Annotated in this window: 11 protein-coding genes; 8 read left to right on the forward strand and 3 right to left on the reverse strand. The window is 57.2% G+C overall.

The annotated features are described in order from the left end of the window. The first annotated feature begins 139 nt into the window (after positions 1 to 139). From M728_RS26045 to M728_RS26080, 8 genes are all read left to right on the forward strand, one after another. Positions 140 to 1,201 carry an extracellular solute-binding protein gene (locus tag M728_RS26045; RefSeq protein WP_051441051.1) on the forward strand — a complete coding sequence of 354 codons (1,062 nt, stop codon included), beginning with the start codon at positions 140 to 142 and terminating at the stop codon, positions 1,199 to 1,201. A 45-nt stretch (positions 1,202 to 1,246) separates the two neighbouring features. Further along, positions 1,247 to 2,356 carry an ABC transporter ATP-binding protein gene (locus M728_RS26050; protein WP_084044677.1) on the forward strand — a complete coding sequence of 370 codons (1,110 nt, stop codon included), beginning with the start codon at positions 1,247 to 1,249 and terminating at the stop codon, positions 2,354 to 2,356. Then, the gene (locus tag M728_RS26055) at positions 2,353 to 3,183 is read left to right on the forward strand and encodes an ABC transporter permease (RefSeq protein WP_051441050.1); all 831 of its coding nucleotides are present in this window, start codon (positions 2,353 to 2,355) and stop codon (positions 3,181 to 3,183) included. The genes M728_RS26050 and M728_RS26055 overlap by 4 nt, the downstream gene beginning before the upstream one ends. Continuing rightward, entirely contained in the window at positions 3,153 to 4,139 is a 987-nt protein-coding gene (locus M728_RS26060) for an ABC transporter permease (RefSeq protein WP_245269823.1), read from the forward strand. The genes M728_RS26055 and M728_RS26060 overlap by 31 nt, the downstream gene beginning before the upstream one ends. A 425-nt stretch (positions 4,140 to 4,564) precedes the next feature. Further along, on the forward strand, positions 4,565 to 5,566 hold the full coding sequence (locus M728_RS26065; protein ID WP_026622853.1) for a dihydroxyacetone kinase subunit DhaK: 1,002 nt from the start codon (positions 4,565 to 4,567) through the stop codon (positions 5,564 to 5,566). Position 5,567: 1 nt separating this feature from the next. Next, the gene (locus tag M728_RS26070; protein ID WP_370906521.1) at positions 5,568 to 6,218 is read left to right on the forward strand and encodes a dihydroxyacetone kinase family protein; all 651 of its coding nucleotides are present in this window, start codon (positions 5,568 to 5,570) and stop codon (positions 6,216 to 6,218) included. Positions 6,219 to 6,575: 357 nt separating this feature from the next. Further along, positions 6,576 to 8,150, forward strand: a complete 1,575-nt coding sequence (locus tag M728_RS26075; protein WP_026622851.1) for a Re/Si-specific NAD(P)(+) transhydrogenase subunit alpha — start codon at positions 6,576 to 6,578, stop codon at positions 8,148 to 8,150. 21 nt (positions 8,151 to 8,171) lie between these two features. Beyond that, positions 8,172 to 9,548 (forward strand): NAD(P)(+) transhydrogenase (Re/Si-specific) subunit beta, encoded by a 1,377-nt coding sequence (locus M728_RS26080; RefSeq protein WP_026622850.1) that lies wholly within the window; start codon positions 8,172 to 8,174, stop codon positions 9,546 to 9,548. A gap of 255 nt (positions 9,549 to 9,803) precedes the next feature. Here the strand turns inward: M728_RS26080 and tal are convergent, their stop codons facing one another. The 3 genes from tal to M728_RS26095 all read right to left on the reverse strand — a co-directional run bounded on the left by tal (position 9,804) and on the right by M728_RS26095 (position 13,155). Further along, positions 9,804 to 10,760: a transaldolase gene (tal, locus tag M728_RS26085; protein WP_026622849.1), complete on the reverse strand. Its 957-nt coding sequence runs from the start codon at positions 10,758 to 10,760 to the stop codon at positions 9,804 to 9,806. 146 nt (positions 10,761 to 10,906) lie between these two features. Next, positions 10,907 to 11,758 carry an IclR family transcriptional regulator gene (locus M728_RS26090; RefSeq protein WP_051441048.1) on the reverse strand — a complete coding sequence of 284 codons (852 nt, stop codon included), beginning with the start codon at positions 11,756 to 11,758 and terminating at the stop codon, positions 10,907 to 10,909. Positions 11,759 to 11,793: 35 nt separating this feature from the next. Then, positions 11,794 to 13,155: an MmgE/PrpD family protein gene (locus M728_RS26095; RefSeq protein WP_051441047.1), complete on the reverse strand. Its 1,362-nt coding sequence runs from the start codon at positions 13,153 to 13,155 to the stop codon at positions 11,794 to 11,796. Positions 13,156 to 13,313 lie beyond the last annotated feature (158 nt).

The following is a 13,313-nucleotide window of genomic DNA, read 5'->3' on the forward strand; positions in this document are numbered from 1 at the left end:
TTGTCGCTTACTGACGATAGGACAATAGACAAAGTAAATGCTGAAGATCTCTGACCTTTGTGCGGTCAGGGAAAAGTAAAAAGGGAACATCTGCCTGGACTGACGATCAAGCCAGTTCAGCCCAACCTGGGAGAATACCATGAAGACAGTCGTCGCATTTTCGAAGACGTTGATCGGGGCACTTCTTGTCCCCGCTTTCCTCTACAGCTCGAGCGCGCATAGCCAGGAGACAATACGTGTCTCGGCACAAGGCGGCTCCTATGACGTGTGCGTGAAAGACGTCTACTTTGATGCTTGGGAGAAGGAAACAGGCATCAAAGTCGAGGTTACGTCACCGTCATATGATTTGGGTGTTTGGCGGACACAGCAGGAAACTGGCAAGCCCGATTGGGACGTTGCTACGGCAGACGTTGGCCTCCTGCACGAGCTTGTGAAAAACGATTGGGTATTGCCGCTCGATCGTGACCTGATAACGCGAGATGGCGGCATGATCGATCTTCCAGGTCTTATTCCGGAGATCGACGGAAAGATTTATGCACTGCCGTCGGAGCTTTTCGCGACGGTTGTAACATACAACTCCAAGACCTACGCGGGAGAAACACCGAAGACCTGGGCTGACGTCTTCGACACGGCGAAGTTCTCCGGAAAGCGCATGTTCTCCAACATGGTAGTCGATTTCGGTGTTTTGGAAGTAGCGCTTCTGGCTGATGGGGTCGCCCCAAAAGATCTCTACCCGCTGGACGTCGATCGCGCGCTGAAGAAACTGGACACGATCAAAAGCGACATTCTCTGGTACGACTTCGGTACTCAACAGATTGCCTTGCTTCAGCAAGGAGACGCGGTGATCGGCGCTGGTTGGGATGGTCGAGTCAGAGCGCTTCAACGAGACGGTGGTACGGTAGAGTTCTCTCCGACTCAGGCGATTATCAAGCCTGATCTCTGGGTTTTGCCAAAAGGCGGTAACTTCGAAGTCGGCGCAAAATTCCTCTCGTTCATCGACAATCCGGAACGGCAGGCTAAGTTCGCCACATGTGTCGGATATGGACCTGTCCTCCGAAAAGCTTACGATTTCCTGCCGGCTGATCAGAAATTTACCGTCGATCCTAATAACACCGAAGGGTTCGTAGTCTGGAACGCCGAATACTGGGCTCAGAATGCTCGCGAAGTAACCGCGCGATTTAACGAGTGGCTTACGCGGTAAATGTTCCGACGTCGACTTCGCTGAAAACATTAGGAGAAGAGAAGAGTGTCTGGAAACGTGAGGGATTGCGGGTCGCCCCCCGCAATCCAGATCAAGAATCTCAAGAAATACTTTGGCGCAGTAGAGGTATTGCGGGGGATAGACCTCATAATCCCTCAAGGCTCCTACACTACCTTTCTCGGTCCGAGCGGATCGGGAAAGACAACGCTCCTCAAGATTATCGCCGGCTTTTCGAGTGTCAGCACAGGGTCTATCAACATCGCGGGCGTTGATGTCACGCACTATGCTGCGCGTGCTAGAGAGGTGGGCATAGTTTTTCAGAACTATGCTCTTTTCCCTCATCTGACTGCGAGAGAGAACGTCGAATATCCGCTCAAGCTTCGAAAGATGCCTGGCAACGAGCGTCGGCGGCGGGCGTTGGAATTCTTAGAGCGGGTTCAACTGACGCAATGGGCGGATCGCTATCCGCGCGAATTGTCCGGCGGCCAACAACAGCGCGTGGCGTTGGCGCGGAGTCTTGTTTACGGACCAAAACTTCTTTTGCTGGACGAACCGCTGAGCGCACTTGATAAGCATTTGCGCGGGCACATGCAGGAGTTTTTGAAAGAGCTACAGAGAAGTCTTGGCATCAGTTTCGTCCACGTGACACACGATCAGACGGAGGCGCTGGCCCTGTCTTCGCAAGTGGTCATCATGCGTGATGGCCGGTTGGAGCAGGTGGGTTCCCCCGAAGAAATATATCGGGAACCGACTTCTCGCTTCGTGGCGGATTTTATTGGCAACAGCAATATTGTCGAATGTCAGATTGGTCCCCGTAACGGTCGCCATGCCACGATCAGCCTTGGAGATGTTCAGACGATCGGCGTCCCAATTCCTGCAAGTGCCGCGGAACGACTTGCCGTAGGAGAAAAGCCTCTTTTGTTGTTGCGGCCTGAGAACGCCGGAGCGCCACGCCAAGGCGATGAACGCGCGGTCGCCATGTCCGGACCCGTGCTGCGCACTACATTCATGGGCACACATTATGAAGTAGTGTTCGATACCCCGCAGGGCGAAATTACGGCCCACCTCAACAAGGATTATGCTCGAGGTCAAACTGTACATGTTGCCTGGCGCGCGGAAGATACAGTACTCTTGCCGGCGGATGATGCACGATGAAAGATCACCAGCTCAAGGTTAGCCCGCTTGCTGTGGCTGTGCTGCCGGGCATCGTTTTGCTCGCCATATTCTTTCTGATCCCGATCGCAAATTTGACTGCTCGTAGCTTTACGGATCCAGTCTTAGGTCTGCAGAATTACAAAGCTCTCTTTGGCTCTCAGACATATTTGCGGGTGGGCGGTCGCACAATATGGTTGTCGTTTCTAGCCATGAGTGGTTGTATTATCATCGGTACGCCCGTTGCCTATGCCATAGCGCATTCAAAACGGCAGGTCCTGGTCTCGGTAACCTTGGCCGTATTAGTGCTTTCCTTCCTAACCAGCTCACTCATACGTGCGTTCGCGTGGATGATTCTATTTGGCGCCAAGGGACCGGTCGTCGCCATGCTGAGTGCCGCAGGTTTGGGAACGCAGACGCTACTTGCGACCCCCGGCGCAGTGGTAATCGGGATGATCCATTTCTTGTTACCAATCTACGTGCTGACTGCAGTCGCCGGGTTGCGGAGCATGCCCTACGAATTAATAACAGCCGCAGAAGGTCTTGGCGCGTCCAGATGGTACGCTCTGCGGACCGTCTACTTGCCGCTTGCATTCCCTACAATCGGCAATGCCGGATCACTGGTATTTGTAATTGCAGTGGGATTCTTTATCACGCCAGCGCTACTTGGCGGACCAAGTGAGATGATGCTCGGTCAGCTGATCGCGATCAGCGTCTCGAAGTTCGGAGACTTCGGATTTGCTGCCGCGACCGGCGTGGTCTTGATGCTGCTCACGCTCCTTCTTCTCAGTGCCGTACAATGGCTTTCGAAGCCAAAGCAAAAGCGATGAGAGCGGAAGAGATTGTAATGGCCGCACGAGGTCAACATCAATGCGACCTGAGCAATGGGGTACTGAATATGTCAAAGAGCGTATCGACCGCAACTTCTGGGAATAGCCCTGACGCGATGACTCGAGCGGATGACAAGAGGGTGTCGATCCAGCCATCGTTCGATGGAGAGGTTTTTCGGGAACGTCTTCAAATAGTTTGGGTGGCGCTGACGATTATCTTTCTACTGATACCTCTCTTTGTCGTTGTTACGATGTCGTTCTCGTCGGGCCAGTTTCTTACGATGCCCAATGACTTTTCGTTACGTTGGTACGAGGACGTTCTCGCGAGCGAGCAGTGGCGCAAGGCTGCAAAAAACTCACTATTAATTGGTTTGCTCGCAGTCTCCATCGCATTGCCTGCTGGCTTGGGCCTAGCTTTGGCGAACCACTATGCTCCACGTAGGTGGAAGAGTCTCGTAAGGTCTAGCGCCTTGGGGCCGATGGTCGTGCCCGTCATTGTGTTCGCCATTGCGTTATTCTTCTTGTTGGCCAAATTGGGCCTCATAGGAACGGCCATCGGCGTTGCCATCGGTCATGCTCTGCTGATCATGCCATTTATCTTCATGGCGGTTTCGACAGCTTTGGAATACTTCGATGATCAACTCATAGAGGCTGCTGAGTCACTTGGAGCATCACGTCTTTATGCCTGGCGCACAGTGATGCTTCCTTTCGTGGCGCCTGCGATCGCTGTGGGCGCAGCCCTTGCCTTTGTCAACTCGTTGGACGAAGTGGTAGTAGCCATATTTGTCGGTCGAGGTGATGCGCTCACCATTCCAAGTCTGATGTGGCGGTCCATAAATCTCGAGATCACGCCTGGAATCGCAGCGGTCGCATCGATGGTGACCGGTGCGGGCATTTTGATCCAAGGCGCAGCGTTTTTGTGGCTTTGGCGGCGTTTGAGAGCGCGGACCCGTTAGGTTTCCGGCTCTCGCCGGTATATGCGTCGTGGCATCTCGAGTGGCAGTGAGATCCGGCTTCAGGGAAGCCCTGGTTCGCATACTCGTAGCAGAGCTGCCCGGTCGCTCCAGCCGACCGATTGAAGTGTGAGAGGCGTTAGTGGTGCCCAGTGAATCAAGAGGCATCGCGCGTCCTGTTCAGCGATTAGCTGCGGGCCCGTGTCCATCCACTCGCTGCATCGGATGAAAACTCAAACTGATGGGTATATATCCCATAATATGGATGTCATGCATTATTGACATCCATAATGCGGGATAATAACCTCAAGGCTGCAGTGATATCGGCTGGAAGTGTCTCAACTGACGCCGGTATCCTGCGGTCGGGAAGCGCCAAGATCGCGTGCGCCGAAATCAGAGCGATTGGAAATTGTAGCGGAGGAAGGGCGTTGAAAAAATTTCTGAACAGTCCAAACGATTTTGTCGATGAAATGCTTGAGGGCATTTATAAGGCGCACCCCACGGTCACGCACGTCGGCGATGATCTACGCTGCCTCGTTAATGCAAACTCGACACCCGGGAAGGTGGGCATTGTCACAGGCGGCGGTTCGGGACATCTTCCCACATTTCTGGGTTTTGTTGGCGACGGGATGCTCGACGGCGCCGCCGTTGGTGGCGTCTTCCAGTCGCCAAGTGCCGAGCAGATCTATCAGGTGACTAAGCATGTCGATCAAGGGAGTGGGGTCCTCTACATCTACGGCAACTATTCAGGGGACATCATTAACTTCGACATGGCTGCCGAACTGGCCGATCTGGATGAAATAGCCGTGAAGCAGGTCGTCGGCAATGACGACGTCGCCTCATCGGTTGTCGGCGAAGAGCACAAACGCCGTGGTGTTGCCGGGATCTTCTTCATTTACAAAGCCGCGGGCGCCGCCGCTTCTGAAGGGCTTCCGCTCGATGAGGTCGCACGTGTTGCGGATAAAGCGCGTCTGCGCACTCGTACGATGGGTGTTGCACTTTCGAGCTGCGTCGTGCCGGAAATAGGCCATACTACCTTCTCCATTGGCGAGGACGAAATGGAGATCGGCATGGGGATTCACGGTGAGCCGGGGATAGGTCGCAAGAAGCTAGCACAGGCCGATGCGGTAGTTGACGAGATGATGGATCGCATTTTCGCGGAACAAGATTACAAGCAAGGTGACTCCGTCGCGGTCCTCATGAACGGACTTGGCGGCACGCCGCTTGAAGAACTTTACATTCTTTTCCGTCGCGTTTCGCAACTACTCGAAGCTCGCGGCGTCACCGCGAAACATGTTTGGGTCGGCGAGTTTGCGACGTCAATGGAAATGGCTGGTGCTTCAGTCTCGATTCTGCTTCTCGACGAAGAACTTGATCGACTTATCGCTGCCCCGGCTAATACGCCATTCTTCCAGCACATCGCGAGGTGACATGATGGCTACGCAGACGTTGAAAGCCGCCGACCTGATTGCTCTCTTCAACAGTTGGAAGATGCTTTTTGCCGAACAACGAGATTATCTAATCGCACTCGATGGCAAGGTTGGTGACAGCGATCTTGGCATTACGATGAGCAAGTCTTTTTCAGCTGCTGCGGAGGCGCTGGAAGCGGAAGGTGGGGGGGCCGGTATCGCTAAGCTGCTGCGCACCGCAGGAGCGACTATGGCCCGCACTGCGCCTTCCACCATGGGGACTTTGACAGCAACTGGTTTTCTCCGCGGAAGCAAGGCCGTAGAAGACACAGCAGAACTGGGAACAACTGAAGTTGCCGCCTTTTGGCGGGCCTACCGTAATGGTGTGGCGGAGCGCGGTAAAGCCAACGTGGGCGACAAAACGTTACTGGATGTTCTTGACCCCATAGCCAACTCTCTCGAGCGACAGGCGGCGGCAAACAAAGACCTATGTGACGCTCTATTGGAAACAGCGAAAGTCGCTGAACAAGCTCTTGAGTCCACCAAGTCGATGGTGGCGCAGCATGGCAAGGCTGCCGCCTTTCAGGAGAAGACAAAGGGCTTGCAGGATGCCGGCGCAACCGTGGGCTACCTGCTAATTCGGCAGATGTCGGACTTCGTTTCGAAGCTCTGAGATATGGGGCGAAACGCCAGATGTACCGGCTAAGCGATCGGCATCCGGTCGCGAAGTTTCGCGACCGGGCGTAGACGATTGTCTCCTGAAACGGGGACAAGTGGCAGAACCCGGCCGCTATCGAGGAGCGATATTTGCCGTGCAAGCGCACAAGCTGGCCGATGCTCGGATGGTCCGTTGCTCGGCCACGCGACCTCCGAAATTGCTAATGCGGGTCCGCGCGTGCGGGGTGTCGGCGAACGTCCGGACTGGACACACCAGCATTCATCCGCCGGCAGGAGCGTCCGGTCTTCGCCACCGGAGCCGTGTCGCGGAAAAGGCTCCTGGTAGTCAAATCGCAGAAATGGAAAGATAACAATGCTAATAGGTTCGCCACGAGAACGGCTTGAGGGGGAGGGGCGCGTCGCGATGACGCCGGACAGCGCGACCCAGTTACAGAAGCTTGGATATCAATGCGTGATCGAAAGCGGCGCGGGCAAGCTTGCCGGCTTTTCGGACGATACCTACCGCGCTGCCGGCGTGACGGTGGTCGACACGGCCGACGCGCTCTACTCGTACGCCGACGTGATTGCCAAGGTGCGCCCGCCGCTTACAGAAGAGGTCGCGAAGCTCGCCCCCGGCAAGACGCTGATCTCCTTCTTCTACCCGGCGCAGAACAGGGACCTGCTGGAGCAGGCCAAGGGCATCGGCGCCAACGTGATCGCCATGGACATGGTGCCGCGCATCAGCCGCGCGCAGAAGATGGACGCGCTTTCCTCCATGGCCAATATCGCCGGCTATCGCGCGGTGATCGAGGCAGGCAACAATTTCGGCCGCTTCTTCACCGGCCAGGTGACGGCTGCCGGCAAGATCCCGCCGGCCAAGGTTCTGGTCATCGGCGCGGGCGTCGCCGGCCTTGCCGCCGTCGGCACGTCCGTGTCGCTCGGCGCCATCACCTATGCCTTCGACGTTCGCCCGGAAGTGGCCGAGCAGATCGTATCCATGGGTGCGAATTTCGTCTTCCTCGACTTCGAGGGCCCGGCCCAGGATGGCGCTGCGACGGGCGGCTATGCAGCACCCTCCTCGCCGGAGTTCCGCGAGGCGCAGCTGAAGGAGTTCCGCGAGATCGCACCCGACATCGATATCGTCATCACCACGGCGCTGATCCCCGGCCGCGACGCGCCGAAGCTCTGGCTTGCCGACATGGTCGCCATGATGAAGCCGGGCTCTGTCATCGTCGACCTCGCCGCCGAGCGCGGCGGAAACTGCGACCTGACGGTCGCCGACCAGAAGATCGTCTCCGACAACGGCGTGACCGTGATCGGCCACACCGACTTCCCGAGCCGGATGGCCGCGCAGTCCTCGACGCTTTATTCGACGAACATCCGCCACATGATGACGGACCTGACGCCGAAGAAGGATGGCGCGCTCGTTCACAACATGGAAGACGACGTGATCCGGGGCGCGACCGTGGCCTTCCGGGGCGAAATCACTTATCCCCCGCCGCCGCCGAAGATCCAGGCGATCGCGGCGCAGAAGCGACAAGAAAAGACCAAGGAACTAACGCCCGAAGAAAAGCGCGCGGCCGAAACCGCCGCCTTCAAGACGGCAACCCGCCAGCAGATCGGGCTTCTCGTCATCGGCGGCCTGCTCATGCTTCTCGTCGGGGCTTACGCGCCGGCGGCCTTCATGGGCCACTTCATCGTTTTCGCGCTTGCGTGCTTCGTCGGCTTCCAGGTCATCTGGGGCGTGTCGCACTCGCTGCATACGCCGCTCATGGCCGTCACCAACGCGATTTCCGGCATTATCATCATCGGGGCATTGCTGCAGATCACGACAGGCGGATGGCTGGTGACGGTACTAGCAGCCGTTTCCGTTGCGATTGCGACGATCAACATCGTCGGCGGCTTCATGGTGACGCGCCGCATGCTCAACATGTTCCAGAAGTCGTAAGAAAGCAGCGGGGGATCTACAATGTCTATCGGTATCCAGACTGCCGCCTATATCGCGGCATCGGTTCTCTTCATCCTTGCGCTCGGCGGCCTTTCGGGGCAGGAAAGCGCCAAGCGCGCCGTGTGGTACGGCATCGTCGGCATGGCGATTGCCGTCATCGCGACGGTCTTCGGCCCGGGCGTCGGGGTCTCGGTCGTGCTTGTCATCATGTTGGTGATCGGCGCGGTCCTGGGCGCGATCATGGCGCAGCGGGTCGAAATGACCGGCATGCCGCAGCTCGTGGCGGCGCTCCACTCCTTCGTCGGTCTTGCCGCCGTGTTCATCGGCCTCAACTCCGACACGACGGTGCATGAATTCGCAACGCATGCGGAGAAGATCATCCACGAGGTGGAAATCTTCCTCGGCGTCTTCATCGGTGCGGTGACCTGCACCGGCTCGATCATCGCCTATGGCAAGCTCTCCGGCCACATCGGCGGCAAGGCGCTGATCCTGTCCGGACGCCACGCCTACAATATCGCAATGGTCGCCGCCTCATTCGTGCTGATGCTGCTCTACATGAACGGCGCGGGCTCCTGGACGCTCTACCTCATGACGCTGATCGCCTTCGTCGTCGGCGCGTATCTGGTCATGGCCATCGGCGGCGCCGACATGCCGGTCGTCGTCTCCATGCTCAACTCCTATTCGGGCTGGGCGGCAGCGGCCACCGGCTTCCTGCTCGGTAACGACCTTCTGATCGTCACCGGCGCGCTGGTCGGCTCCTCGGGCGCGATCCTCTCCTACATCATGTGCAAGGCGATGAACCGCCAGTTCCTGTCGGTCATCCTCGGCGGCTTCGGCAATACCTCGGGTCCGATGATGGCGGTCGAGGGCGAGCAGATCGCAATCGATTCAGAAGGTGTCGCAGCCGCGCTAAACGACGCGGATTCGGTCATCATCGTGCCCGGTTACGGCATGGCGGTGGCGCAGGCGCAAGGGGCGGTTTCCGAACTCACCCGTAAGCTGCGCGCAGCCGGCAAGGAAGTACGCTTCGCGATCCACCCGGTCGCAGGGCGTCTGCCCGGCCACATGAACGTTCTCCTCGCCGAAGCCAAGGTGCCTTACGACATCGTGCTTGAAATGGACGAGATAAACGAGGACTTCCCGAACACGGACGTCGTCATCGTCATCGGCTCCAACGACATCGTCAACCCCGCCGCGCAGGAAGACTCGAATTCGCCAATCGCCGGGATGCCGGTTCTCGAAGTCTGGAAGGCGAAGCAAGTGTTCGTCTCCAAGCGCGGCCAAGGCACCGGATATTCCGGGATCGAGAATCCGCTTTTCTACAAGGAAAACACGCGCATGTATTACGGCGACGCGAAAGACTCGATAAGCAAGATGCTTCATCTCGTCGCGGCCTGAATGGCATCGCGCTGTTGGCTTTTGGCTGCCCGTGTCGCTCTTCGAAGCGGCACGTGCAGCCAAGATATATTCGCATCGTTCAGGGCTTACTGCAGGGAATGAGTGTGCCCAAAAATTGCCGAGGTCAAAGCAGGCACAGGCGGTCGGCGGTGGCCGCAAGCGTGACGCATCTCAAACAAGGCGACACGTCACAGATTGTATGTGCAATGTGGGGTTACGTGGTACCCAATTCATACAATTTGCGAGTGCTTTCGCTTAAGCGGCCAACCTCCGAGCAACAAGTTCCCGCAGCTTGCCGAGATCTTTTGCGAAGACGCGGATACCTTCCGAGAGCTTTTCAGTTGCCATGGCGTCTTCGTTCAACATCCAGCGGAACGTCTTCTCGTCGATCGAAATCTTGTCTATCGGAGTGATCTTGTCTTCAGAAAGAACGCGGGTGAGCGTGCCCTGGTCGGCGTCGAGTTCATCCATGAGCTGCGGCGAGATCGTCAAACGGTCACAGCCGGCCAAGGCTTCGATTTCGCCGATATTGCGGAACGATGCGCCCATGACGATCGTCTGGATGTCGTTAGCCTTATAGTAGTTGTAGATATCGCGGACGGAGATGACGCCCGGGTCTTCCTCAGGCCTGAATTCTTTACCGGTTGACTTCTTGTACCAGTCGAGAATGCGGCCCACGAACGGCGAGATGAGGAACACGCCGGCATCGGCACAGGCAACCGCCTGGGGCATGGAGAAGAGAAGAGTCAGGTTGCAGTTGATGCCTTCCTTCTCCAGCACTTCCGCGGCGCGGATGCCTTCCCATGTGGAGGCAAGCTTGATGAGAATGCGGTCCTGGCTGATGCCACGCGCCTTGTAGTCGGCGATGATCCGACGGGCCTTCTCGATCGAGCCTTCGATATCGAACGAGAGGTCCGCATCTACTTCGGTCGAAACCCGGCCGGGCACGAGCTTCGTCAATTCCGCACCTACTGAGACGGCGAGCCGGTCGGCGACAGCCGTAGCGGCCTTTTCCGAGGACAGACTCGATGCCTTGCCCCACGCGGTGGCTTCGGCAAACACGTCCTTGAACATGTCCGTACCGAGCGCATTGAGGACGATCGTCGGATTCGTCGTGCAGTCGACGGGTTTGAGCCGTGCAACGGCCTCGATGTCGCCCGTATCGGCGACTACTACCGTTGATGCACGCAGTTGTTTCAGCTTGGAAGTCAAGCGAGTCTCCGTTCGCTGGCCTGCCTATTTGCGCAGGCCGTCAGCTAGTTTTGTGAGCCACATTGCGCTTGTCGTACTTGGACGCGGGCTGGAAGCCCGATATGACAAGCGGCGTATGCCGTGAAATGTGAAATTGCGCTTAGGATCTATCCATTTGAATTCGTCACATGCATTCCGCCGAATTTGTTCAGTGGAGCGATACGATGTCCTTCAAGCGGATTGAGCGAGTCTTCGATCTCTCGAACTTCCTTTCGCAGCAAGGTCAACAACTCCTGCAAGCGCTCCGGGGGCAGGCGGGGACTGGTCATATTGATCGCAATTGCAGCCACAGCGTCCCGTCCTTGTGGGAGGATGGGAACTGCCATTGCGGCTATGCCAGCTACAAGCTCGTCTTGATCTACCGCATATCCTTGTTCACGCACCTGTGGAAGAATTTCCCTGATTCTACCTGCCGAGAGGTGCTTGTACATCTCATAGCGCCCCGCGTTCGCATTTATGATCGCTTCGGCTTCGTCTTCCGGCAGAAATGCCAGAATCGCGAGGCTCGCCGGGCCAACGCCGAGCGGGATCTGTCCGCCAACATACCCGGTAAGACTATCGAGAAAGTAGGTGCCCTCCTGACGATCGACGCATACAGCATTGAACCCTGCACGCGCCATCAGAAAAAGTGTATCACCAGTCTCTGCCGAGAGCCTCACAAGTGCGGGTCGGGCCAGGCGTCTTAAACCTGTTCCGTCAGCGGCAGTCGCGCCCATGGCAAAAAGTGTGAGTCCGAGCCTATAGCGTTTCGTATGGACTTCGCGATCGACAAGTCCATGTCGTTGAAGGGCAGTGACAATTCGATGCGCCGTCGACTGTTTGAGGGCCAACGCGTCTCCAATCTCTGCCATAGACGCCCCCTGCTGACCAACGTCTCCAAGGTACCGCAAGACGGCGACGGCGCGGTCCAAAAGCTGGGTTCCTGTAGCCGTTTCGTTGGCTTCTCTCGTCTCCTGCATAGACTTCCCTTTTCCGCGATACCTTCACCAGCCCGTTATGCTGACACAGCAATTGGAGCATCGGTGTCCTGTTCCACACTCGCTTCCATAGCCTGAAATAGGTGATCCGTCTTCACCTCTCCGTCAATCGACCAAAGCGCAGCTTTCAGCCGCTCGGCGCTAGAACCGGCCATACGACCCCGAGCTATCCACGTGAACTTGTCGTGCAGGTCCTGGTCCGAGAGCGGGTTAGACGGTTCGCCCTTGGGTGCCAGGATGTCAAGATGGTCGCATCGCCCAGCGTAACGTATGCGGACGGCGGCCGGTGTCATGGCCGGAAATGAAGGGTCCAGGTCCGGACGATGCACCAGTTTAATCCGACGCGCGAGTGAGGTGACGCGAGTATCGTTTAGAAACTCCGCAGTCACGGGCAACAGTGCCTTTGCACCATGTACCAGCGCGAGGGCTACGGAAAACGGGATACTGTACTGCGCCACCTCAATTGACTCCGGCTCAGATTTGTTGATCAGCGTCAAAGCCCGTGCAAACAAGCCGATTTCGATCTCCACGATCTCTTCAACGCCAATGGCGTGCTTTGCTTGAAGAGCGAGGGCTCCGTCAATGGGAGCGTGTGCCCAGCGGCATGCGCTATATATCTTGAAATACCCTTTCTCGATCTCCCAGCCGGTTCCCAAGTTCGCTACCAAGCGGTTCTGGTCATAACGCTCAGGATCATCGAGGAGATCGAGAGGTCCGGTGTAACCGGCCACAGCCAGATCGAGCGCCATGAGGGCGTTCGCTGTTGCGAACGCGATGCCTTCTTTCACTGCGTGGCCGACCTTCGTCCAGCCGGTGGCGGATTGGCTGCTTGCTGTGTGGCCCGCAATCGCCATTGCCTCGGCAATGATGTTTGTTGGGAGCCGTTTCAGCCATCCTACCGCTGCCACCACCCCGTAGCCGCACCATCTGCCAGTATCGGTCGTCCGAATCGAATTGATGTCTCTCGCTGCAGATATCCTAAGCGCAATCTCGTAACCGAGAGCAATCGCTGCAAGCATTCGAGCGGGATTGGCCCCTTCGATCTCTGCAACAGTCAGGACAGCCGGAACGATTGCTGCGCCCGGATGACCGGCTGCGGCACGATGGCCATCGTCGAGATCGAGCATGGAGGCGTATGCGGAGTTGACGAAGGCTGCCGCCGCAGTTCTGAGTCGGACGTCTGAGAACCAGACGCGACCGGCACCTTCGCCCCACGACACGGTGGCGCCAGCTAAGGCTGCAGCTCCTGCCGCAGTAGCGGCGCCAGCTATTGCGGCCCCGACGGTATCGAGCAAAACTCTTTTCGCGGCGTGTCTTGCCGCAGTTGGAATTTCAGTGACCGAAGAGACGAAGGTGGCCAGTTCAACGGTGCGATTCATGGTGATCCTCTCAAAACTACTGACGAAGCAAATAGCACGGAACCCACAATATGGGAACCAATAATTGTTGACATCCATATTATGGGATAGTATTTAGGAAGGGTAAAGCGGCGCCGATGGCTCTGGGGACACAGTCGGTTATTCACGTTTGAGCACGG

The sequence above is a fragment of the Ensifer sp. WSM1721 genome (assembly GCF_000513895.2).
Lineage (GTDB): Bacteria > Pseudomonadota > Alphaproteobacteria > Rhizobiales > Rhizobiaceae > Sinorhizobium.